This window comes from Pseudomonas sp. LB3P81 (genome assembly GCF_054897965.1).
This window is the reverse complement of the sequence record NZ_JBUBVG010000001.1, coordinates 4,295,940-4,317,231: the sequence shown is the minus strand read 5'-3', so window position 1 is coordinate 4,317,231 and position 21,292 is coordinate 4,295,940. Positions and strand designations below refer to the sequence as shown.

Annotated in this window: 23 protein-coding genes; 14 read left to right on the top strand and 9 right to left on the bottom strand. The window is 57.7% G+C overall.

Features of this window, described 5'->3' with window-relative positions:
- Positions 1 to 133 precede the first annotated feature (133 nt).
- From ACYZTL_RS19985 to ACYZTL_RS19975, 3 genes are all read left to right on the top strand, one after another.
- Complete coding sequence (locus ACYZTL_RS19985) at positions 134 to 1,150, top strand: class I SAM-dependent rRNA methyltransferase (RefSeq protein ID WP_461953202.1); 1,017 nt, start codon at positions 134 to 136, stop codon at positions 1,148 to 1,150.
- Positions 1,151 to 1,243: 93 nt separating this feature from the next.
- Entirely contained in the window at positions 1,244 to 4,195 is a 2,952-nt protein-coding gene (locus tag ACYZTL_RS19980; RefSeq protein ID WP_461953201.1) for a DUF748 domain-containing protein, read from the top strand.
- Entirely contained in the window at positions 4,195 to 4,491 is a 297-nt protein-coding gene (locus tag ACYZTL_RS19975; protein WP_461954341.1) for a DUF2845 domain-containing protein, read from the top strand. Before ACYZTL_RS19980 ends, ACYZTL_RS19975 begins: the two co-directional genes overlap by 1 nt.
- Before the next feature lie 232 nt (positions 4,492 to 4,723).
- On the opposite strand, the gene ACYZTL_RS19970 is transcribed toward ACYZTL_RS19975, so the two are convergent.
- Both ACYZTL_RS19970 and ACYZTL_RS19965 read right to left on the bottom strand, forming a co-directional pair.
- Positions 4,724 to 5,080 carry a BON domain-containing protein gene (locus ACYZTL_RS19970; RefSeq protein WP_461953200.1) on the bottom strand — a complete coding sequence of 119 codons (357 nt, stop codon included), beginning with the start codon at positions 5,078 to 5,080 and terminating at the stop codon, positions 4,724 to 4,726.
- A gap of 330 nt (positions 5,081 to 5,410) precedes the next feature.
- Positions 5,411 to 5,824 carry a pilin gene (locus ACYZTL_RS19965; RefSeq protein ID WP_461953199.1) on the bottom strand — a complete coding sequence of 138 codons (414 nt, stop codon included), beginning with the start codon at positions 5,822 to 5,824 and terminating at the stop codon, positions 5,411 to 5,413.
- A gap of 225 nt (positions 5,825 to 6,049) precedes the next feature.
- Between ACYZTL_RS19965 and pilB the strand changes: the two genes are divergently transcribed.
- The 6 genes from pilB to ACYZTL_RS19935 all read left to right on the top strand — a co-directional run bounded on the left by pilB (position 6,050) and on the right by ACYZTL_RS19935 (position 11,445).
- Positions 6,050 to 7,750 carry a type IV-A pilus assembly ATPase PilB gene (gene pilB / locus ACYZTL_RS19960; protein ID WP_461953198.1) on the top strand — a complete coding sequence of 567 codons (1,701 nt, stop codon included), beginning with the start codon at positions 6,050 to 6,052 and terminating at the stop codon, positions 7,748 to 7,750.
- A gap of 2 nt (positions 7,751 to 7,752) precedes the next feature.
- On the top strand, positions 7,753 to 8,970 hold the full coding sequence (locus tag ACYZTL_RS19955; RefSeq protein ID WP_461953197.1) for a type II secretion system F family protein: 1,218 nt from the start codon (positions 7,753 to 7,755) through the stop codon (positions 8,968 to 8,970).
- A gap of 1 nt (position 8,971) precedes the next feature.
- Complete coding sequence (locus ACYZTL_RS19950; RefSeq protein ID WP_461953196.1) at positions 8,972 to 9,844, top strand: prepilin peptidase; 873 nt, start codon at positions 8,972 to 8,974, stop codon at positions 9,842 to 9,844.
- The gene (gene coaE, locus ACYZTL_RS19945; protein ID WP_461953195.1) at positions 9,841 to 10,464 is read left to right on the top strand and encodes a dephospho-CoA kinase; all 624 of its coding nucleotides are present in this window, start codon (positions 9,841 to 9,843) and stop codon (positions 10,462 to 10,464) included. The genes ACYZTL_RS19950 and coaE overlap by 4 nt, the downstream gene beginning before the upstream one ends.
- Complete coding sequence (gene yacG, locus ACYZTL_RS19940) at positions 10,461 to 10,661, top strand: DNA gyrase inhibitor YacG (RefSeq protein WP_461953194.1); 201 nt, start codon at positions 10,461 to 10,463, stop codon at positions 10,659 to 10,661. The genes coaE and yacG overlap by 4 nt, the downstream gene beginning before the upstream one ends.
- A 229-nt stretch (positions 10,662 to 10,890) precedes the next feature.
- Positions 10,891 to 11,445, top strand: a complete 555-nt coding sequence (locus tag ACYZTL_RS19935) for a magnesium transporter (RefSeq protein WP_461953193.1) — start codon at positions 10,891 to 10,893, stop codon at positions 11,443 to 11,445.
- Positions 11,446 to 11,496: 51 nt separating this feature from the next.
- Here ACYZTL_RS19935 and ACYZTL_RS19930 read toward each other — a convergent pair whose 3' ends face one another.
- Genes ACYZTL_RS19930 through ACYZTL_RS19910 form a run of 5 tightly spaced genes read right to left on the bottom strand, consistent with a single transcriptional unit; the run spans position 11,497 to position 16,534 of the window.
- Positions 11,497 to 11,814 (bottom strand): cytochrome C oxidase subunit IV family protein, encoded by a 318-nt coding sequence (locus tag ACYZTL_RS19930; RefSeq protein WP_461954340.1) that lies wholly within the window; start codon positions 11,812 to 11,814, stop codon positions 11,497 to 11,499.
- A 13-nt stretch (positions 11,815 to 11,827) separates the two neighbouring features.
- Positions 11,828 to 12,541: a heme-copper oxidase subunit III family protein gene (locus ACYZTL_RS19925; RefSeq protein ID WP_461953192.1), complete on the bottom strand. Its 714-nt coding sequence runs from the start codon at positions 12,539 to 12,541 to the stop codon at positions 11,828 to 11,830.
- Positions 12,542 to 12,547: 6 nt separating this feature from the next.
- Positions 12,548 to 13,240 carry a cytochrome c oxidase subunit 3 gene (locus tag ACYZTL_RS19920; protein ID WP_461953191.1) on the bottom strand — a complete coding sequence of 231 codons (693 nt, stop codon included), beginning with the start codon at positions 13,238 to 13,240 and terminating at the stop codon, positions 12,548 to 12,550.
- On the bottom strand, positions 13,237 to 15,012 hold the full coding sequence (gene ctaD, locus ACYZTL_RS19915) for a cytochrome c oxidase subunit I (protein WP_461954339.1): 1,776 nt from the start codon (positions 15,010 to 15,012) through the stop codon (positions 13,237 to 13,239). The genes ACYZTL_RS19920 and ctaD overlap by 4 nt, the downstream gene beginning before the upstream one ends.
- Before the next feature lie 49 nt (positions 15,013 to 15,061).
- Positions 15,062 to 16,534, bottom strand: coding sequence for a c-type cytochrome (locus ACYZTL_RS19910; protein ID WP_461953190.1), 1,473 nt, complete (start codon positions 16,532 to 16,534; stop codon positions 15,062 to 15,064).
- A gap of 293 nt (positions 16,535 to 16,827) precedes the next feature.
- Between ACYZTL_RS19910 and ACYZTL_RS19905 the strand changes: the two genes are divergently transcribed.
- The gene (locus ACYZTL_RS19905) at positions 16,828 to 17,166 is read left to right on the top strand and encodes a hypothetical protein (protein WP_461953189.1); all 339 of its coding nucleotides are present in this window, start codon (positions 16,828 to 16,830) and stop codon (positions 17,164 to 17,166) included.
- A 52-nt stretch (positions 17,167 to 17,218) separates the two neighbouring features.
- Here ACYZTL_RS19905 and ACYZTL_RS19900 read toward each other — a convergent pair whose 3' ends face one another.
- Together ACYZTL_RS19900 and ACYZTL_RS19895 are read right to left on the bottom strand one after the other, a co-directional pair.
- Positions 17,219 to 17,908 (bottom strand): energy-coupling factor ABC transporter permease, encoded by a 690-nt coding sequence (locus ACYZTL_RS19900; protein ID WP_461953188.1) that lies wholly within the window; start codon positions 17,906 to 17,908, stop codon positions 17,219 to 17,221.
- Positions 17,905 to 18,372 carry an FAD/FMN-containing dehydrogenase gene (locus ACYZTL_RS19895; RefSeq protein WP_461953187.1) on the bottom strand — a complete coding sequence of 156 codons (468 nt, stop codon included), beginning with the start codon at positions 18,370 to 18,372 and terminating at the stop codon, positions 17,905 to 17,907. Before ACYZTL_RS19895 ends, ACYZTL_RS19900 begins: the two co-directional genes overlap by 4 nt.
- A gap of 129 nt (positions 18,373 to 18,501) precedes the next feature.
- On the opposite strand from ACYZTL_RS19895, the gene ACYZTL_RS19890 reads away from it, so the two are divergent.
- The 4 genes from ACYZTL_RS19890 to ACYZTL_RS19875 are packed head-to-tail and all read left to right on the top strand — an operon-like array spanning position 18,502 to position 21,240.
- Positions 18,502 to 19,128, top strand: a complete 627-nt coding sequence (locus ACYZTL_RS19890; protein WP_461953186.1) for a DUF1780 domain-containing protein — start codon at positions 18,502 to 18,504, stop codon at positions 19,126 to 19,128.
- Positions 19,125 to 19,652: an MOSC domain-containing protein gene (locus tag ACYZTL_RS19885; RefSeq protein ID WP_461953185.1), complete on the top strand. Its 528-nt coding sequence runs from the start codon at positions 19,125 to 19,127 to the stop codon at positions 19,650 to 19,652. Before ACYZTL_RS19890 ends, ACYZTL_RS19885 begins: the two co-directional genes overlap by 4 nt.
- A 55-nt stretch (positions 19,653 to 19,707) precedes the next feature.
- Positions 19,708 to 19,881, top strand: a complete 174-nt coding sequence (locus ACYZTL_RS19880; RefSeq protein WP_032830895.1) for a DUF3094 domain-containing protein — start codon at positions 19,708 to 19,710, stop codon at positions 19,879 to 19,881.
- 60 nt (positions 19,882 to 19,941) lie between these two features.
- The gene (locus ACYZTL_RS19875) at positions 19,942 to 21,240 is read left to right on the top strand and encodes an NAD(P)/FAD-dependent oxidoreductase (protein WP_461953184.1); all 1,299 of its coding nucleotides are present in this window, start codon (positions 19,942 to 19,944) and stop codon (positions 21,238 to 21,240) included.
- Positions 21,241 to 21,292 lie beyond the last annotated feature (52 nt).

Genomic DNA, 21,292 nt, shown 5'->3' with positions numbered 1-21,292 from the left:
CGAGTGCGAAGCGCTCGCAAAATTTTCGACAAGGGCAGAAATTGGGGGCCGCTTCGCAGCCCAGCGGGAGCAAGCTCCCTCGCCACAGTGTTAAACTCCCGCGCCAAATTCCCTCCCCTGCAAGGCGCCCAGCATGTCTTCCTTGAATCAGGCGCTGCGCGCCGCCCTCGAACATCGCCAGGACCTGCTTGCCGAACTGCATCAGCAAGGCACCGATTGCTATCGCTTGTTCCATGGCAGCCAGGAAGGCGCCGGTGGCCTGACCATCGACCGCTACGGCCCGCAGCTGTTGGTGCAGAGCTTTCACCAGTCGCTGGAGCGCGACGCCCTGCTGCAACTGCACGAGGCGATCAATCAACACCTGGGCTTCGAGACCTTGCTGGTCTACAACGACCGTTCCCGGGGCAACTCGCGCATCGACCGCGAAGACACTGTCTACCGCGCCGACGAAGCCGCCCTGCAAGATCTGGTCGGCCACGAATGGGGCCTTAACTACCGGGTCCGTGGCCGCCATGCCGGGCAGGACCCGCTGCTGTTCCTCGACCTGCGCAACACCCGCGGCTGGGTCAAGGAACACAGCCAGAACAAAAGCGTGCTGAACCTGTTTGCCTACACCTGTGGCGTCGGCCTGAGCGCTGCGGCCGGTGGCGCGAGCGAGGTGTGCAATCTGGACTTCGCCGAGGGCAATCTGGCGGTCGGCCGTGAAAACGGTCTGCTCAATCCGCAGTTGCCGACCATGCAGTTCATCCAGTCCGATTATTTCCCGGCCATCCGCCAACTCGCCGGCCTGCCCATCAGCCAGCGCCGTGGGCAGAAACTGCCGAGCTATCAACGCCTGGAACAACGTCAATACGACCTGGTTTTACTGGACCCACCGGCCTGGGCCAAGAGCGCTTTCGGCACCGTCGACCTGCTGCGCGACTACCAGAGCCTGCTCAAACCCGCGCTGCTGACCACCGCCGACAATGGCGTGCTGATCTGCTGCAACAACCTGGCAAAAGTCAGCATGGACGACTGGCGCGAGCAGGTTTTGCGCTGTGCGGAAAAAGCCGGGCGGCCGGTGCGCGAGTGGACAGTGATGAAACCGGGCGGCGATTTCCCGTCCATGGATCAACAGCCACCGCTGAAAACCCTGATCCTGCAGCTCTGAAAATCAACGGCAAAATCAGATATATCCTATAACGCTGGGTGACTTCGGAACCGGATTCGCGTGCCATACTCCAACGCACTCCGATTCAGACAGATGAAGCCGCACATGCCCAAAGGATTGATCCGCGCTATCGGCGCCTTGTTGACTGCTCTGGCTCTCTACAGCCTGCTGGGGTTTCTGATTCTGCCGGGCATCGCAATGCGGGTGGTCAACCAACAGTTGGCCAACTACGCCACGACGCCCGCCACTGTTCAGCGAATCGAACTTAACCCCTTCAGCCTTGAAGTCACCCTGTGGGGCCTGATCATCGGCGAGCCGGGCAAGGAACAGGTCGGCTTCGAACGTCTGTACGCCAATCTGCAAATCGACAGTCTCTGGACCAAAGCGCTGCACCTGTCTGATATCGAGCTGGACAAACCCAAGACCGAAATCCTCTTCGGCAAGGACGGCAAACTCAATTTGCTCGGCCTGTTCAAATTGCCGGCGAGCGAGCCGACGCCGGCGGACCCGAACGCCAAACCGTTTCCGCTTCGCGTAGAGCGGATCAAACTGGCCGACGGTTATGTGCACTTCCGGGACGCTCGCCCGAGCGAGCCCATCGAGTTTCTCTACGACAAACTCGATTTCGAGCTGAACAACCTCAGCACGCTGCCAGAAGACAACGCCGACATGACGTTGGTCGCGGTCGGCCCGGGGGGTGGGCAAATCGACTGGACCGGTAACTTCAGCCTGATCCCGATCGCCTCCGAAGGTAAGCTGAAAGTCACCGACGGCCAGATGAAAGTCTGGTGGCCATACGTGCGTGACGCGCTGCCGCTGGTGCTGGAAAACGGCGTGCTGAACCTGAGCACCGACTACAAACTCAACCTCTCCAAGGAAACCGAACTGCTGCTGAGCAACGTCGCGGTCAGTGTCGCGCCCTTCGCCATCAACGCCCCGGACGGTCGCCCACTGGCGAAACTCGCGCGACTGGATGTCACCGACACCACGGTGGATCTGGCCAAACAACAAGTGGTGGTGGGCAAGATCCGCAGCAGTAAACTGGAAACCTGGGCGGCGCTTGAAGCTGACGGCCAACTCGACTGGCAGAAGCTGTTCGCCAGCCAACCGTCGAAAGCTGCCACCAAGGCCAAAGCCGAACCGGTCAGCACGCCAGCGGCAGCCGACTCCCCAAAGGCTGAACCGGCGCCGCCGAGCAAACCTTGGCAAGTGCTGTTGAAAGATGTGCAGTTGCGCGATTACCAAGTGCACCTGGCTGATCGAAAAGCGCAACCCGCCGTGACGCTGGACCTGAGCCCGCTGAACCTGGACCTGCAGAATTTCGACAGCCTCAATGGCTCGCCTTTTACCCTCAAGCTCGACACCGGCGTAGGCAAGCAAGGCAAGATCAGCGCCGATGGCGAGGTCAATCTGGCCCCGGTCAGCGCCAGACTCAACGTGCAAACCAAAGACATCGACCTGCGGGTTGCCCAGTCCTACATCAACCCGTTCATTCGCCTCGAACTGCGCAGCGGCATGCTCGGCAGCGACCTGGCGGTCAACCTGAAAAGCACCGAGCCGTTGGCACTCAGCGTGACAGGACGCGCGCAGATCGATCAGCTGCACACCCTCGACACCCTAAAAACCCGCGACTTCCTCAAGGGGCAACAGGTGGTGGTCGAGGGCCTGAATTATCAGCACGGCGACAGCCTGTCGATCGACAAGGTCAACCTGTTCAAGCCCTATGTGCGCTTCATGATCAACGATGACCGCACCACCAACGTCGATGACCTGCTGATCCCGCAACCGCCCGACTCCGGTGCCAAAACCGTTGCAGCCAAACCGGCCGGCAAGGACAAACCGCTGGGGATCCACATTGGCGGGATTGCCATCAATGACGGCTCGGCCAACTTTGCCGACTTCAGTTTGACCCCGAACTTCGCCACCGCCGTGCAACAGCTCAACGGCCAGATCGGCCCCATCGACAGTGGCCAGGCGAAACCGGCGATCGTAGACGTCAAGGGCAAGGTCGATCGTTATGCGCCGGTGACCATCAAGGGCTCGGTCAACCCGTTCGACCCGATGGCCAGCCTCGACATCACCACCAGCTTCAAGCGGGTCGAACTGACCACGCTGACGCCCTACTCCGGCAAGTTCGCCGGCTACCGTATCCGCAAGGGCCGGCTCAATCTTGACCTGCATTACCTGATCACCAAAGGCCAGCTCAAGGCTGAAAACAAAGTGGTGGTCGAGCAATTACAGCTCGGTGAAAAAGTCGATAGCCCGGACGCCACCAGTCTGCCGCTGAAGCTGGCCATCGCCCTGCTCAAGGACGTTGACGGCAAGATTTCCATCGAACTGCCCGTGACCGGCGACCTGAATAATCCACAGTTCAGCGTCATGCCGATTATCTGGCAGACCCTGCGCAACCTGATCGTCAAGGCCGCCGCCTCGCCGTTCAAAATGATCGGCGGGCTGGTCAGTGGCGCAGGCTCGGAAGACCTGGGCACTGTGTCGTTTGCACCGGGTTCCAGCGACCTGAGCAAAGAGGCCGAAGGTTCGTTGGTCAAGCTGTCCCAGGCCCTCAAGGAACGTCCGGCCCTGCGCCTGGAAATCGAAGGCACCGCTGCCGCCAGCAGTGATGGCCCGCTGATCGCCGAGCAACGCCTGGAACGGGAATACCAGTACAACTACTACAAAATGCTCCAGCGTCGCGGCGACAAGGTGCCGGCGCAGGCCTCGTTGCTGCAAGTGCCGGACGGCGAGAAAGGTCCGCTGCTGGAAGGCATCTACCGCATCCGCCTGAAAACCCAGCCGCCCGCCGAATGGAAAGACCTGGGCAAGGAAGAACGCACCGCGAAAATGCGCGCGGACGTGATCAAGTTCTGGAGCTCCAGCGACGTGCTGTTGCGCCAACTGGGCCAGGACCGCGCCAGCAGCATCAAGGACTATCTGGTCGACAAGGGTCAGTTGGCCGATGACCGCGTGTATTTCATCGACGCCAGCCTCGGCGAAGCGGAAAGTGACGGTAAGGTGGTGACACCACTGCATCTGGACGCCGAATGATGATCAGACAATTGCTGTTCGGCCTGACACTGGCCATGGCGGCCGGTCAGGCCTTGGCCGCCGATACCCTGCGCTGCGGCAGTCAGTTGGTCAGCGTCGGGGACAGGTCCAGCGAGGTGCTGCAGAAATGCGGTGAACCGGTCAGCCGCGATCTGTTGGGCTACAAGCGCAGCGCCAATCGGCGCGAAGAGTTCCAGGTCGAGGAATGGACCTACGGGCCTAACGGCGGGATGTATCAGTACCTGCGGTTTGAAGGGAATCGCCTGAGGCAGATCACCAGCAAACGCGGTAATTGAACCCAAAAGATCGCAGCCTTCGGCAGCTCCTACAGGGGAATGTGGATACCTGTAGGAGCTGCCGGAGGCTGCGATCTTTTTTTGCGCCCAGAATAGAACTGGCCCCGACACGAATGTCGGGGCCTGTAATGGCCACATCCTTATGGCCGTCGCATGAACTCTCAAGTGGCGGCAGACGTATGACTCGGCTCGTCTACCGCGTCTTCTCCCGGTTCAGGCGAGAAGTCTTGCCTTACTCGGCTTTCAGGCCGTCAGCGGAGACCGCTTTGACGCCTTTGATGTTTTTGGCGATTTTCACCGCAACTTCTTTCTGCGATGCAGTCACGGCAGTGGTGGACGACAGGGAAACAACGCCTTTGTTGGTTTCAACCTTGATGTCGGTACCAGGAATGCCTTTTTCGGTAACCAGGTCAGCTTTGACTTTGGTGGTGATCCAGGTGTCAGAGGTAGCTTCTTTGGCTTCTGTCATTTCACCGGCGGCCAGCACCATTGGCGCCTGGGTAGCCTGGGTGGTTTGAGCAAATGCAGCGTTGGCCATGGTCAGGGTCAGCGCGGTAGCAGTAGCGGCAGCGATAGCGAACTTCTTCATACGAGTAACTCCTGTTTTTTCATAAAGTCTGCTGCGTGTCTTGTCAGCAGGGTTACTCGGTATGTTGCGAACGATATGCCAACTTTGGGCAAGGTAATAATCCCTTATTAATCAATATCTTATGTAAATTGTAATTTTTCGGAATCATGCAAATTGCATGACTTTGAATTTATGTACATGCAAGTTGCGGGTTTTGGCGTGGGCCTAAGGCCATGAATTCCCGAAGTTTTCTACGTCTCATTAAGCATCGCGACAAACTTGACGTTTTTCCAAAAAAAAAAATGCCCCGATCTTCCGATAGGGGCACTTTTTACTTGGAACTCTGCGTCATTAAGTTGCAGAGGCGGTGCAACCAGGCGGTGCGTAATCGGCAGTGACACCGGTCGCGCATGACCAGCCCGTAGCGCTGCGGCTAAGCGTAATAGTTTTACCTGCCACAGGTGCGGGTGCCTTCTGCAGTGTGCAGACAATGGTGCCCGCGCCGGAGGAAACCGTACCGGTTACAGCGATTGCACAGTTCTGAGTAGTTGTACCGGCGCCTACCAGTGTAGTGGGTTCGGCAGTGCCGGCATTCATCAGGTCTTCAAACGAAACCTTCAACGCCGCAATCTCCGCCAGCCCCGCTGCCACTTTCGCCCGGGCCTGATACTTCGAATAAGCCGGCAATGCAAACGTCGCCAGAATCCCGATGATCGCTACCACGACCAGCAGTTCGATAAGGGTAAAACCTTTCTGAGTATTCATAGACTAGCTCCATGCATGAGTCGAAATCTCATGATCTGAACTAGCCACAGCACAGCCCGTGCCAAGCCTTCACCCCCGCGTTTTCAGGGGATAAAAACAACGCAGAGCCCTTTCCTGACCCCAGTATCCGCACTATCTGACACTTTTTGTCACCTCAACAGCGCTGGTTTGGTTCCACCGGTTGACTAGGCTATAAGTCATGAACTGTCTGCGTCCGGTATCCCTATGAATGACATCGCCCTTAGCGGTCTGGCCAAGCAATTGGTGCTGGCCGAACTGCTCACTGACCAAAGCGCGCAACAGGCGTATCAGCAAGCCCAACGCCAAAAACTCACACTGGTCAGTTATCTGGTGCAGAACAAACTGGTGAATAGCCGCCAGGTTGCGGAGATTGCCTCGGACCATTTCGGCATGGCGCTGCTGGACCTCCACTGCCTGGACAAAGAGTCCCAACCCAAAGAACTGGTCAGCGAAAAACTGATTCGCCAGCACCACGCCCTGCCCCTCTGGCGGCGCGGCAACAAATTGTTCGTCGGGGTTTCCGACCCGACCAATCAGCAGGTCACCAGCGATATCCAGTTCAGTACCGGGCTGAACACCGAAGCCATTCTGGTGGAGGACGACAAGCTCAGCGACGCCATCGAGAGATTCTTCGACAGCCACAGCACCGGCCTGGAAGACATGGCCGATGTCGACCTCGATGGTGTCGACATCGAGTCGATCGATGACCACAACCAGGACGCCATCGCCGGACAGGATGCCGACGACGCGCCTGTGGTGCGCTTTGTCCACAAGATGTTGCTCGACGCGATCAAGAGCGGCTCATCCGACCTGCATTTCGAACCCTACGAAAAAACCTACCGCGTGCGGATGCGCACCGACGGCATGCTGCGGGAAGTCGCCAAGCCACCGATTCAGCTATCCGGCCGCATCGCCGCACGCCTGAAAGTCATGGCCAGCCTCGACATCTCCGAGCGGCGCAAACCGCAGGACGGGCGGATCAAGATGCGCCTGTCCAAGAGCAAGTCCATCGACTTCCGGGTCAATACCCTGCCGACCCTGTGGGGCGAGAAAGTGGTGATCCGGATCCTCGACCCGTCCAGCGCACAAATGGGCATCGACGCCCTCGGCTATGAGCAGAGCCAGAAAGATTTGTACATGGCCGCGCTGAAGCAGCCGCAAGGGATGATTCTCGTGACCGGCCCCACCGGTTCGGGCAAAACCGTGTCGCTTTACACCGGGCTGAATATTCTCAACACCGTGGACATCAACATCTCCACCGCCGAAGACCCGGTGGAGATCAACATGGAAGGCATCAACCAGGTCAACGTCAATCCCAAGCAGGGACTGGGTTTTGCCCAGGCGCTGCGCTCGTTCCTCAGGCAGGACCCGGACGTGATCATGGTCGGCGAGATCCGCGACCTGGAAACCGCCGAAATTGCCATCAAGGCCGCCCAGACCGGGCACCTGGTGCTGTCGACCCTGCACACCAACAGCGCGGCGGAAACCCTGACCCGCCTGCAAAACATGGGCATTCAGGGGTTCAACATCGCGACGTCGGTCAGTCTGATCATCGCCCAGCGCCTGGCGCGCAAACTGTGCAACCAGTGCAAGAAACCCATCGATATTCCCCGCGAGGCATTGATCAAGGAAGGCTTCCCCGAGGAACGCATTGGCTCGTTCACGATCTATGAGCCGGTCGGTTGCGATCAGTGCAACGTTGGCTACAAGGGGCGCGTGGGGATTTATGAAGTGGTGAAGAACACGGCAGACCTGCAACGGCTGATCATGGCCGAAGGCAATTCGCTGGAAATCGATATCCAGATGCGCAAGGACGGCTTCAACGACCTGCGTACTTCCGGGCTCATCAAGGCCATGCAAGGCATCACCAGCCTTGAAGAAATCAACCGGGTTACCAAGGACTGAACATGGCGGTCAAAGCAGCAAAAATCAGTGTGTACGCCTGGGAAGGCACCGATAAAAAAGGCACGAAAATGACCGGCGAACTCACCGGTCAGAACCCGGCGCTGATCAAGGCGCAATTGCGCAAGCAAGGCATCAACCCCGGCAAGGTGCGCAAGAAATCCGCCTCGATTCTCAGCTTCGGCCAACGCATCAAGGCTCATGACATTGCCCTGTTCACCCGGCAGATGGCGACCATGATGAAAGCCGGTGTGCCACTGTTGCAGTCGTTCGACATCATCGGCGAAGGCTTCGAAAACCCGGCCATGCGCAAACTGGTGGACGAAGTGAAACAGGAGGTCGCGGCGGGTAACAGCTTCGCTGCGGCCCTGCGCAAAAAGCCCCAGTATTTCGACGAGCTCTATTGCAACCTGGTGGATGCCGGCGAACAGGCCGGCGCGCTGGACACCCTGTTGGAGCGCGTCGCGACCTACAAGGAAAAGAGCGAAAGCCTCAAGGCCAAAATCAAGAAAGCCATGACTTATCCACTGGCCGTGGTGTTCGTCGCGATCATCGTCACCGGGATTCTGCTGGTCAAGGTGGTGCCGCAGTTTGAGTCGGTGTTTAAAGGGTTTGGTGCCCAACTGCCAGCGTTCACGGTGATGGTCATCGGCCTGTCGCAGTTCATGCAGGATTGGTGGTGGTTGATGCTTGGCGTGCTGATCGCGGCGATATTCGGTGTGCGCCACGCCTTCAAGACATCGCAAGGCTTTCGGGACTGGACGGACACCTGGCTGCTGAAACTGCCGTTGGTTGGCGCGTTGATGTACAAGTCCGCCGTAGCCCGTTACGCCCGTACACTGTCGACCACCTTCGCCGCTGGCGTCCCGCTGGTCGAGGCGCTGGACTCAGTGGCGGGCGCGACCGGCAACATCGTGTTCAAGCGTGCGGTGCTGCGCATCAAGCAGGATGTGTCGACGGGGATGCAGCTGAACTTCTCCATGCGCACCTCCGGTGTCTTTCCGAACATGGCGATCCAGATGACGGCCATTGGCGAAGAGTCCGGCGCACTGGATGACATGCTCGACAAGGTCGCCAGTTTCTATGAGGCCGAGGTCGACAACATGGTCGATAACCTCACCAGTCTGATGGAGCCGTTCATCATGGTGGTGCTGGGGGTTATCGTCGGCGGCCTGGTGGTTGCGATGTACCTGCCCATTTTCCAACTCGGCTCAGCGATCTGATATGCCCTTGAACGAAATCCTGACCCTGTACCCGCTGGTGTTTGTCGTCATTGCGCTGGTGATCGGCTTGCTGGTCGGCAGCTTCCTCAACGTGGTGATCTGGCGCCTGCCGAAAATGCTCGCGCGCGAGTGGCGACTGCAGGCCTATGAAATTCTCGGTTTGCCTGGCGAAACACCGCTTCCGACCTACAACCTGATGCTGCCCCACTCCCAGTGCCCGCACTGTGGGCACCGGATCCGCGCCTGGGAAAATATCCCGGTGCTCAGTTATGTGTTTTTACGTGGACGATGCTCAAGCTGCGCAACGCCCATCAGCAAACGCTACCCGTTGACCGAACTGGCCTGCGGCCTGCTGTCGGCGTTCATCGCCTGGCATTTCGGTTTCGGGTGGCAGTCCGTGATGGCGTTGGTGCTGAGTTGGGGCCTGTTGTCCATGAGCCTGATCGACGCCGAGCATCAACTGTTGCCGGATGTACTGGTGCTGCCGCTGCTGTGGCTGGGACTGATCGTCAACAGCTTCGAGTTGTTCGTGCCGTTGACTGAGGCACTGTGGGGCGCAATTTCTGGCTACATGGCGCTGTGGTCGGTGTTCTGGCTGTTCAAGCTGATCACCGGCAAGGACGGCATCGGTCACGGCGATTTCAAGCTGTTGGCCATGCTGGGCGCCTGGGGTGGCTGGCAGATTTTGCCGCTGACCCTTCTCTTGTCGTCCCTGGTCGGTGCCGTTATCGGCGTGATTTTGCTGAGCCTGCGCAACGCGAAAACCTCGACGCCGATCCCCTTCGGTCCCTATCTGGCGATTGCCGGCTGGATTGCGTTGCTCTGGGGTGGTCAAATAACCGGCTTCTATTGGCAGTTTGTCGGTTTGAAATGAATACCCCTGTGGAAAAACCCTGGATTCTCGGCCTGACCGGCGGCATCGGCAGCGGCAAAAGCGCGGCCGCCCAGCACTTCATCGACCTGGGCGTGCACGTGGTCGATGCCGATCATGCGGCGCGCTGGGTAGTGGAACCGGGCCGCCCGGCGCTGGCGCAGATCGCCGAACATTTCGGCCCCGGCGTATTGCAGGCCGACGGTCAACTGGATCGTGCGGCGTTGCGCAAACTGATCTTCGAAGTGCCGGATGAACGCCGCTGGCTGGAAGCCTTGCTGCATCCGCTGATCGCCGAAGAAATCGCCCATCATCTGGCGCTGGCAAAATCACCTTACGCGATTCTGGTTTCGCCGCTGCTGATCGAGTCCGGCCAGTACGCCATGACCCAGCGAGTGCTGGTGATCGATGCGCCCGAACAGCTACAGATCGAACGCACCCTGCAGCGTGACCAGACCAGCGAACAGCAGGTTCAGGCGATCCTCAAGGCGCAATCCAGCCGCCAGGATCGCGTGAGCCATGCCAACGAGGTGGTGGTCAACGACCGCGACCTCGCCTGGCTGCACAGCGAGGTCGAACGCCTGCATCACTATTACCTAACTTTGCGTGGAGGCCAGTCATGAGCCAGATTCCAACCGTCAATTGCCCAACCTGCGGTGCTCCTGTCGAATGGGTCGCCAGCAACGTCAACCGGCCGTTCTGTTCGGATCGTTGCAAACTGATCGACCTGGGCGCATGGGCATCGGAAGAGCACAAGATTCCAGTGGCCCCGGATGCCGAGGACGAATTGTTCAGCGGCGATTTCGACCCGCGTCACTGATCCCGATCGTCAGGGGCGTGACTTGTACCAGAAATCGACCAGGTGGCCAGGCCCTGACGCCTCCTTCAGGATCTTGACACGCCCCCTACCAGCATGCTAGCGAGTGCTATACTTCTTTCGAATTGCATGAAGTGTGCAACGTTCCCACGGCAACAATAGCGATGGCTAATCTCAGTTAACGGCTGCTGACAAAGGAGGTCTACAGCAAACACGAGATGGGAGGTGCGGCATGAACCGACACTATTACATCAGTGACAATCTCGACGATCTTGAAGCCGTTGAAAATGAACTGGAAGCCAACGGCATCGATACCGAACAAATTCATGTGCTCAGTGAAAAAGTGGCTGACGTTGAAGAACATCATCTCCACGAGGTTAACTCGTTGATGAAACAAGATGTCGTTCACTCTGGCGAGATTGGTGCAGTGGTTGGTGTGCCACTCGCGGCGCTGGTGCTGGGCGGCGCCTATTGGATGGGCTGGACCGAATCCGCTGCAGGCTGGGTGCCTTTTATCTTCCTTGCCGTTGTTATATTGGGCTTCTCCATCTGGGAAGGCGGCTTGTTTGGTATCCAGGTGCCGAACGCTCACTTCCGCAATTTCAAACAGATGGTAGATATGGGCAAACATGTCTTCTTCGTGGATGTTGAGCCGAGTCAGGAATCAGCATTGGAACGGGTAATCCAACATCATCCAAAGCTGACGATCGCCGGCACAGGAACGGCAGCCCCCCACTGGACAGTAGCCTGGCTGCACAGATGGCATCAGTTCAAGCGAACGATATAAAGCCATTTATTACGGGGTAGCCCCGGAGGCTCAAGGCCATCCGGAAGTTACCTATTGGCCGAAGAAAATGACCCGGCTGAGGAACACATAGTCCGCCTCGGTGGCCATCAGTCCGACGAGCACCAGTAAACACAACGGCGGAACCAATATGGCGTAGACCATGGCCAACCGTTCCCAGGCCATATGCATGAAGATGGAGACAATCAAACCTGCCTTCAGCAACATGAAAGTGATAATCAGGGTCCACCTGAGGTAGCCGTGAAAGTGGAAATAGTCGACAAGATACGACAGCGTGCTGAGGACGAATAACAGCCCCCAGATTTTAAGGTACAAACTGATTGGATGTTGCTGACCTTGAGCATGCGCCATCATCAGTGCTCCTCTACCACAAATAGAAGAAAGCAAAAATAAACACCCACACCAAATCCACGAAGTGCCAGTAAAGCCCGGCTATCTCGACGTTCTGATAGTTTCCGGAGCGCTCATAATCTCCCCGCATTACTTTCATCGCCACAATGCTGAGGTAGATGGCACCGATTGACACATGCAGTCCGTGGAAACCGGTAATCATGAAAAAGCTGGCACCAAATTGCGCCGCCCCCATGGGGTTCCCCCAAGGACGCACCCCTTCTGCGATGAGCTTGCTCCATTCAAATGCCTGCATGCCGACGAAGGTCACACCCAAGGCAGCGGTCGCCAGCATCAGGGCAGTGGTTTTCGCGCGATCACGGCGATAGGCGAAATTGACTGCCATGGCCATCGTGCCGCTGCTACTGATCAGCACAAAGGTCATGATGGCGATCAGAATAAGCGGGATTTCTCTACCGCCGATCGTCAATGCAAACACTTCACTGGGGTTCGGCCAGAGGTCGGTGATGGTCATGCGTACCGACATGTAGCCGGTTAAAAAACAGGTGAATATGAAAGTATCGCTGAGCAGGAATATCCACATCATCGCCTTGCCCCAGGGGACCTGCTTGAAAGCGTCTTTATCCGAGGACCAGTCGCTGGCAATGCCCTCCCATCCCGGTGCAGGCGGCGAGCCTGGTGGATTGGATGCGCCGGACTCGCTGGGGGCTTGTGGATGCGATGCCATGGCTTTTCACCTCAGGCCGCAGAATCTGGCGATGGCTTCATAGGTTTGCGGCGTGCTGGTCAGCAGCGCGAATAGCACGAACCAAAGACCCAGCAAGTAATGCCAATAGATGGCACAGAGCTCTACGCTGGCGCTGAGTTGCGGCAACGGCACGCGATGCAGGAATTTAGCGACGATTATGCTCCAGGCTATCAGCCCGCCCAGCAGGTGGAGCCCATGCAGGCCGGTCAACAGGTAGAAGAAACTGTTGGCCGGATTGCTGGCGACAAAGTAGCCCCAGGCGACAAACTGCTGCCAGACCCAGAGTTGCCCCACCAGAAAGGCAATGGCAAATACGCCCCCCAATGCAAAACCAATGACCGTTGCGCCCAGTCGAGCCTGTCGGGCGGCCATGCGCGACCACTGCAGTGCGATGCAACTGAACACTAGAAAAGACGAATTCAGCCAGAGTTGCCATGGATTGGCCAGCGGCGCCAAGGGCTCTGTCAGGGGCAGCCAGTCGGCCATTTGTGAGCGGGCGATAAAGGCGATCAGGAAGAGAAAGAATAACGAGCTCACCACGGCCAGAAACAAGCGCAGGCCTGTTTTGGCGATTTGGTTTCTATTGGCACCCTCGGCGGACTGAATACCTTCAGGATCGCGATTCCAACTGCCACCGGGGTCAGCGCCATCGGCGTTTCTTAATAGCAGTCTGTTCATGTTTTAACGTCCGCTATCCTGGTTCCGGCACTGAGTTGCCGCAGTTGCTCCAACTCCTCGGCGGAGACCGTTTGCGGAACGAAATCCTGTTCAATCCCCGGCACACTGTAGTCATAGGCCCAGCGATGCACGACCGGCAGCTTCTCTCCCCAGTTACCGTGTATCGGCGGAGTGTTCGGCGTTTGCCATTCCAGACTGGCCGCGCCCCAGGGATTACTGCCCGCGGGTTTGCCTTTGAAAACACTCCAGGCCAGGTTGAACAGGAACAGCAGCTGGGAAACGCCGACGATCAATGCGACCACCGTAATGAAGGCATTCAACTCTTGCGCCGACTGCGGAATGAATGCGTAGTTTTCATAGGCGTAGTAGCGGCGTGGCATGCCCTGGAAACCCAGATAGTGCATGGGGAAGAAGATGGTGTAGGTGCCCAGAAAGGTAATCCAGAAATGCAACTTGCCGAGGGTGTCGTTCAACATGCGCCCGGTAACTTTCGGGAACCAATGATAAATGCCGCCGAACACCACCAGTACCGGTGCGACACCCATGACCATATGAAAATGGGCGACGACAAAGTAGGTGTCCGAGAGCGGAATATCCACAATCACATTGCCGAGAAACAATCCGGTCAGACCGCCCACGAGGAAGGTGACGATAAAGGCCAGGGCAAACAGCATCGGCACGGTCAGATGGATGTCGCCCCGCCACAGGGTCAGGACCCAGTTGTAGACTTTCAGAGCGGTCGGCACCGCGATGATCAAGGTGGTGACGGCGAAGAAAAAGCCAAAGTACGGGTTCATCCCGCTGACATACATATGGTGCGCCCAGACCACAAAGCTGAGTACGCCAATCGCAATAATGGCCCACACCATCATTCGGTAGCCGAAGATATTTTTACGTGCATGCGTGCTGATCAGGTCGGAGACCAGACCGAACGCGGGGAGAGCAACGATATAGACTTCCGGGTGGCCGAAGAACCAGAACAGATGCTGGAACAATATGGGGCTGCCACCTTGGTGATCGAGCTGCTGCCCCAGCGAGATCATCGCCGGCATAAAGAAACTGGTGCCCAACAGCTTGTCGAACAGCATCATGACCGCACTGACAAACAACGCAGGGAAAGCCAGCAAGGCCATGATCGAGGCCATGAAGATGCCCCATACGGAAAGCGGCATGCGAAACAATGTCATGCCGTGCGTACGCGCCTGCAACACCGTGGTGACGTAGTTCAACCCGCCCATGGTGGTTGCGACAATAAAAATCGCCAGAGAGACGAGCATCAATACGATGCCCCACTCAGTCCCCGGTGTCCCCTGAGTAATGGACTGTGGCGGATAGAGCGTCCAGCCCGAACCGGTGGGGCCGCCAGGGACAAAAAAACCGGCGAGCAACACCAGTACCGCTAGCAGATAGGTCCAGTAACTCAGCATGTTGACGTAGGGGAAGACCATGTCGCGGGCGCCCACCATCAACGGGATCAGATAGTTGCCGAAGCCACCGAGAAACAAGGCCGTCAGCAAGTAAATGACCATGATCATGCCGTGCATGGTCATTGCCTGATAGTAAGCACTGGCGTCCATGAACGCCAAACTGCCGGGAAAGCCTATCTGCATGCGCATCAAGCCGGACAACACCACGGCGATAAGACCCACGAACAGAGCCGTCAAGGAATATTGAATGGCTATGACCTTGTGGTCCTGACTCCAGATGTATTTGGTCAAGAAACTTTTGGGTTCATGCAGTGCTTCTGTTTCGGCTTGCTCCGCATAGGCCATCACGTCATCCTCCTGTCGAAGTTTCAGTGCATTCCTGGCTGCTTTACGGCTACTTTCCTGTCTCCGCCTTGCTCGAATCAGCATCGGCATTCGCTTTGGATTTGATAAAAGCGATCAGCGCGTCCAATTCCTTATCGCTCGGCGTCAAGGCCGGCATGAGGGCTGCATAGCCCTTGACGATTTTGGCACCGGGATTAAGAACCGATTCCTTTAAATAGCCCTCATCGGCCTTGATGCTCGTACCGTCGGCAAGGGTTACTGTCGTGCCATACAGGCCCTGCCAGGTGGGGCCGACGCCCTTGTTGCCATCGACACTGTGGCAGGCCAGACAACCGAGCGACTGGGCCAGCTGTTGTCCCTGCGCCACCAAGTCTTCACCTGAACCCGACGCTCCGCCGGCAGGAACTTCATTGTCTTGCGGTGCACCGCTCAGTGATTTGATCAAGGCGACGAGTGCACCCAGTTCATCGTCATTGAGAGTATAGGCCACCATGACCGGCGGGTAGCCTTGTACCAGGCGGGCCTGCGGAGCGAGGATCGACTCTTTCAGGTAGGCCTCATCGACCTGCACGCTGGTGCCATCGGCAAGCTGTTCAGTGCGACCGTACAATCCCTTCCATCCCGGGCCGAGACTGGTACTGCCATCCTGGCTATGGCAGGCACCGCAGCCGTATTTTTCGGCCAACTGGCGGCCTTTTTCCAGCACGCTGTCCCGACTGGGCCTGGCAGCTGTCGTTAATGTCTGCGCAAAAGTCGGTTGGCTGTTCAGCCATTGATCGAAGGCGCCCTGCTCTTCCACGATCATCTGGCCGCGCATGTTGTAATGACCTACGCCACAAAATTCAGCGCAAAGGACTTCATACTTCCCGGTTTTAGTCGGTGTAAACCAAAAGTACGACACCATCCCTGGCACCATATCCATCTTGCTGCGAATTTGCGGTACATAGAAATTGTGCAACACGTCTTTAGAACGCAGTAAAACTTTTACCGGTCGATCCAGCGGAAGTCTGACTTCATTATTTTTTACAAGCACATCGTCCTGCCCGGCAGGGTCCTTGGGATCAATGCCGAAGGGGTTTACGGAATCAACTAACTTGATTTCCGACTTGCCCAGCTTTCCGTCTTTGCCGGGAAAACGAAAGGCCCACTGCCACTGCTGGGCGACCACTTCAAGTTCATAAGCATCTTTCGGCACCCGGATGAAATCATTGTAAACAACCAGACCTGGCGCCAACATCGCGGCAATACCGATCGAGGTAACTACAATCAACCAGAATTCCAACTTTTTACTTTCTGGCTGGTAGTGCGCCCTGGCACCCTCCTTGTGACGATAACGCATCACGGCTACCGCCATAAATACCGTGATAGCGATGAAAAATATTCCGCTAATGATCAGGGTGATGAACAGCGTGGTGTCTATCGATCCCCAGTTGGAAGCTGCCGGTGTTGCATGCCAAGGCGCAAGTATATGGAAGAGCACTGATGCAATAACGATTAGTATCAAGATAATTGCTATTGCCATTTTCTCTCCATCCTATTCCTGTTGCTCATTGGTTATGCAAAAGCATCGCCACTGACGCCCAGGCAGGGCAGACAAGTACCACCCGTGGTGGCAAAGTCAGTAAAAAGTATAGTGCCATCGGGTTGTGCCGTGAGGTCGGCAAGCGAGACCCGGTTGCCAGCTATACTCAATTTCAGATTACGGACGGCAGAGATCGGCCTGAAGCGGCCCCAAAAGACGAACCCTGCCTAAGTGATGGCATTGAGAAGAGACAAGAGCCACAGAATCCAGCAGTCCACGACGGAGGCATCGTCATGAGTAACCTGACGATCGAAGGCTGGTGCAAAACCAGCCCCGACCAAAAGTCCACCCCAATAGGTGAAGTCCATCTTTACGTCGATGGCCCTCTCCATCTGAGTCTGGAGCAAGCTGAAGAACGCCTGCAGACGACCCATGAGCGTGAAGCCATGGTCGATGTCGACATGAGCACCTTGGAGTTGATCTTGCCAGAGGGATACGGCCCCTTGTCCGACTGCCAGATGCGCGTCTATTTGCACCACGAGCGTGGTCAGTTCCATTTGGTCGGGCACCGAGCGAGCGATGGCAGCTTGATCTATACCAACGCGGTTTTGATTGATCAGCTGCTTGATTGAAACTCTGGAAACAGAGGATGGGATCGTCAGTATTTGGCGGATTTGAAAGGGATCAAGACTTGGGATCGTCGTCCTTCCAGGGCGCCGACAGATAGCGCGTGCGGTTGAAGGTTTCCAGCCATTCCGGGGAGAACACCACCAACGCGCTGACCACCATGCCGTTGATGAACGCCTCTGGAAAAATGATCAGCCACAGGTAACCGACAAAATCTTCCAGCCAATAGGGCATGGCGAACAGCTCGTCGAACCACAGCAACCAGAGCGCCAGCAGCAGGCACAGCAGTGCCGACAGCGCCGCTGCAAAGAAACCGGAAACGAAGATATACACGAAGGGATTACGCGGCTGCGCTCGCTCCACCAGGATTGCGCAGCATTCGGTGACCAGCACGGGCAGCAGAATCAACAATGCACCGTTTACCCCCATTGCGACCATGTCCTGACGGCCGAGCAGCACAAGTCCGGTTTGTGCGACCAGTCCGCCGACGATCGCCAGCGGCCAGTCCAGCAGCAGGGTCACTGCGGTCATGCCGATGAAGTGATAGGACACGCCGGTGTCGAAATCCCGGCGTACCAGCCACAGCATGAACAGCGCGAACACCGTGCCGAACAACAGGTGCTGGCGGCGGCTATCGGTAAACAACTCGACCCAGGGCACACGGCAGATCGCCCATAAAATCACTGGCACATAAATCAACCAGCCGACTATCAACGACTGCGGTGACAGCAACTCTGCGCCGATCATGGGCGCGCCTTCTCCAGCGCCTCACGCAACTGCGCGGCAGTGGCGTATTCGTGCTGCTCAACCAATTGGCCGTCCTGGAGCTGCAGCCACAGCACATTATCCACAGAACCGGGATAACGCGGCACGACACGACCATCACGATCGAGCATCACGCGGTAGGAATAATCGCGCATGGCCGGCACGGCGAACATTTTTGCGATCAGCGCTGGCATGCGCTGAATGTCGGCGACAAATACAACGTGCCGGGCCTCCAGATAACCCTTGGGTTGGTCTTGAAGTGCAGCTTTGACCAGTTTGGCGGCGTCCATGCTGCGCGCCACCAGCAATGTTCGAGTCTGGTTGTCGAGGCTGTAAGCCTGATCGAATTGGTCAAGCAAGGTCCAGGGGGCCAAGCGCTCACCTGCTTCCAGCGCCTGTGCGCAGAGCGGCAGAAGACTCAACAACAACACGGGCCAATATTTCACGTTCCACTCCTCGTTTGTACGCCGGCACATAATGGCCATCAGTCTACACCGCCCTTTCCGGGTGCCCAGATACGCTGTTTACTGTTCAACACTTTCTGCTTGTCGCATTTGAACGCTAAGCTTGGGCCTATGGATGACTCAGATTATTTACGCCTGCTGACCATTGCGGCCGAGCAGGCCAACGCATTCCTCTCCAATGCCCGCAAATGGGAGCGTGAGCGTTGGGTGTGCCAGCGCCTGCTGCAAGGCCTGAACATTCCTTACCGCGTCGACGAATTCGCCCCCGCCGGGGAGCCGCCGGACGTTTTGTTTCGCGATGCGAATTTCGAAGTGTTTTTCGTGCTCGACGAGGGCCGGCGCCTCAATGATGAGTGGCGCGATGAGCTGCAGCGGCGGCGCAGTGCCTTTTCCCTGAGTTCGCTGGTGCGCCGTGAGGCCAAGCCCAAACGCATTCCGGCCAATGAATTCCTGCTGAGACTGGCGCCGACCTTGCGCAAAAAAGCCCACAACTACAAAGAACGCGGCATGGATTTGGGTGAGCTGGACATCATCGCCTTCGCCAGCCTCAAGCGCGAAGTGCTCGACCTCAACAGCCATTTCCCGCCGCCCACCGAATACTTGCGTCAGGGCTGGCGCTCGCTGTCGCTGGTCGGTCCGACGTTCGCCCGTGTGCTGTTTGCCCATCCGGATGCACCGGACTTTCTGCGCAGCAACCTGGGGCGCAGCATCCTCTTCGACGTCGGAATCAGCCTGTGAGCCCGTTGCAGGAATTGATTGCCGAAGTGCCGCAACAGGGTCGCGTCCGCTGGATCGGCGTGCGGCCAGAGCCTCACGTGCCAATGATCGAACTGGAAGCGGTGGAAGCACGGCTTGAGGCCGGCTTGACCGGTGATCGCGCCCGCCCCGGCGTACGCAATGCACGGCAAGTGACGTTGATTCAATGGGAGCATCTGGCGGTGATCAGTTCGCTGATGGGGCGTGCGGAAGACAAGCCAGTCTTGCCTGATGATTTACGACGCAACCTCGTTATCAGCGGTATAAACCTGTTCAGCCTCAAGGGCCGACGCTTCAGGATCGGCCAGGCCATTTTCGAAACCACGGGTTGGTGCCAGCCCTGCGCGCGTCTGCAACGCAACCTCGGCCCGGGGACCTTTCAGGCCGTTCGCGGACATGGTGGAATCACCGCCCGAGTGTTACAAAGTGGGATCATTCGCCTGGACGATACGGTCAGTGTCGAACCCATTCCGGCCAGCGGCTATGCTCCGTTCAACGCAAGCTAAAACTCGCCTGTAGCTTCTACACATTCAGCAACGTCTACCCCTGACGAGGCACGATATGACCAGCCGCCTGAACCCCGACGACCAGAAGCATGTCGAAGAGTACCTGCACCTGTCCCAGCACCGAGTCGAGCGCCGGCCTTTCCGGCCGTGGATGCTCCTGGTGGTGGTGCTGGCAGTGACCATTGGTCTGGGCCTGTTGAGCCGACTTATCAGTTACCTGACGCTATGAGCTGCTTCGCGCTCGCTCGGGTAATTGCACCGATTTCTTTTAGCCTTGCGAGATATCCCCATGACTCATCGTATTGTCATCGTTGGCGGCGGCGCCGGCGGTCTGGAGTTGGCTACCCGTCTGGGTAAGACTCTGGGCAAGCGCGGCACGGCCAGTGTCATGCTGGTCGACGCGAACCTGACCCACATCTGGAAACCGCTGTTGCACGAAGTGGCGGCCGGGTCTTTGAACTCTTCCGAAGACGAACTCAACTATGTCGCCCAGGCGAAATGGAACCATTTCGAGTTTCAGCTGGGGCGCATGAGCGGGCTTGATCGCGCGCAGAAGAAAATCCAGCTGGCCGCCACGTACGACGAAGCCGGCCTGGAATTGGTGCCGGCGCGTGAAGTGCCATACGACTCGCTGGTGATCGCCGTCGGCAGCACCACCAACGATTTCGGCACCCAGGGCGCGGCGCAGCATTGCCTGTTCCTCGACACCCGCAAACAGGCCGAGCGTTTCCACCAGCAACTGCTCAACCATTATTTGCGCGCTCACGCCGGGCAAACGGATGCGGTGCAGCAGATCAGTGTGGCGATCGTCGGCGCCGGTGCCACGGGTGTCGAGCTGGCCGCCGAACTGCACAACGCCGCGCATGAGCTGGCGGCTTATGGTCTGGACCGGATCAAACCGGAGAACATGCACATCACCCTGATCGAAGCCGGTCCACGGGTGCTACCAGCGTTGCCGGAACGGATCGGCGGCCCTGTGCATAAAACCCTGGAGAAACTCGGGGTCAACGTCATGACCAATGCGGCGGTCAGCGAAGTGACCGCCGACAGCCTGATCACCGCCGATGGCAAAGTGATCAACGCCAGCCTCAAGGTCTGGGCCGCCGGCATTCGTGCGCCGGGTTTCCTCAAGGACATCGACGGCCTGGAAACCAACCGGATCAACCAGCTGCAAGTGCTGCCGACCCTGCAAACCACCCGCGACGAAAATATCTTCGCCTTCGGTGACTGCGCGGCCTGTCCGCAGCCAGGCACCGATCGCAATGTGCCGCCGCGCGCCCAGGCTGCGCATCAACAGGCGTCATTGCTGGCCAAATCGTTGAAGCTGCGGATCGAAGGCAAGCCGTTGCCTGTGTACAAATACACCGACTACGGCTCGCTGATTTCGCTGTCACGTTTTTCGGCTGTGGGTAACTTGATGGGCAACCTGACCGGCAGCGTGATGCTCGAGGGCTGGCTGGCGCGGATGTTTTATGTGTCGCTGTACCGCATGCACCAGATGGCGCTGTATGGCGCGTTCCGCACGGCGATGTTGATGTTGGGCAGCAAGATCGGACGCGGGACCGAGCCGCGCCTCAAGCTGCACTAACGCGGTCTAGTGTGGGAGCAAGCCCGCTCCCACATTTGATCTCCACTGGTTT